Genomic DNA, 1021 nt, shown 5'->3' with positions numbered 1-1021 from the left:
GCGGTGTGTCCGCGGTGGTGATTGTAGGAGTGCAGCCAGCTCGGGAAGGCGTCGCGTCGTTCCTGTTCTGACCGGTAGGGCCGGGCGTAGGCCCACTCGTCCAGCAGGGTCCGGTTCAGCCGTTCGACTTTGCCGTTGGTCTGGGGCCGGTAGGGCCGGGTTCGCTTGTGGGTGATCCCGGCCGCCGCCAGCACGTCGCGCCAGGCGTGGGACTTGTAGCAGGCGCCGTTGTCCGTCAGGACGCGCTCGACGGTGATCCCGCATGAGGTGAAGAACGCCTGGGCCCGCTGCCAGAAACCGGCAGCGGTCTCCTTCTTCTCGTCGGCCAGGATCTCGCTGAAGGCGAGGCGGGAGTGGTCGTCGACGGCGGTGTGGATGTAGCTGTAGCCGGCGTTGGCACGGGTCTTGCGGCCGGCCTGGCGGCCGAGGGCCTTGTGTCCGCCGCCGTCGGGGATGTTGCCGAGCTTCTTGATGTCGACGTGGACGAGTTCGCCCGGCCGGTCGCGTTCGTAGCGGCGTATGACGGCACCGGTGGCCCGGTCCAGGTGGGTCAGACGGGCCAGGCCGAACCGGGTCAGGACGCGGTGAACGGTCGAGGGGACCAGGCCCAGGAGGTGAGCGATGCGGGCCGGGCCCCACCGGCGCAGGACGCGAACCTTGATGATCCGGCGTTCGGTGCGGGTCGGGGTCCGGCGTGGGCTGTGGTGGGGGCGGCTGGAGCGGTCGGCCATGCCGGTCTTGCCCAGGGCCCGGTAGCGGTCGGCCCACCGTTGAGCGGTGGTGGGTGAGACCTGGAAGCGTTCGGCGGCCACGCGCAGCGTCAGGCCGCCTTCGACGATGCAGCGGGCCAGCCGCAGGCGTCCGGTCTCGGTCAAAGGTGCATTACGGTGGGGCACGAGGGCCTTTCTGGTTGGTGTAGACGTCGCAATCCACACCGAACCGGGAAGGCCCTCACCCGTTCAAGATCCCTCAGCCGAGACCTGCATCACCCGTCCACAACCTCCCGGGACAGAACACCTAG

1 protein-coding gene is annotated in these 1021 nt (G+C 69.2%); it reads right to left on the bottom strand.

The features are described 5' to 3' along the window. Positions 1 to 896, bottom strand: an 896-nt coding sequence (locus tag ACFYUZ_RS39135) for an IS481 family transposase (protein WP_389317967.1), incomplete at its 3' end; no start/stop codon positions are given. Between the last annotated feature and the right edge of the window lie 125 nt (positions 897 to 1021).

Origin of the sequence: Streptomyces sp. NPDC004266 (genome assembly GCF_042874095.1) — a bacterium.
Lineage (GTDB): Bacteria > Actinomycetota > Actinomycetes > Streptomycetales > Streptomycetaceae > Streptomyces.
Note: the sequence above shows the minus strand (reverse complement) of the source record. Positions and strands in the feature narration are given on the sequence as shown.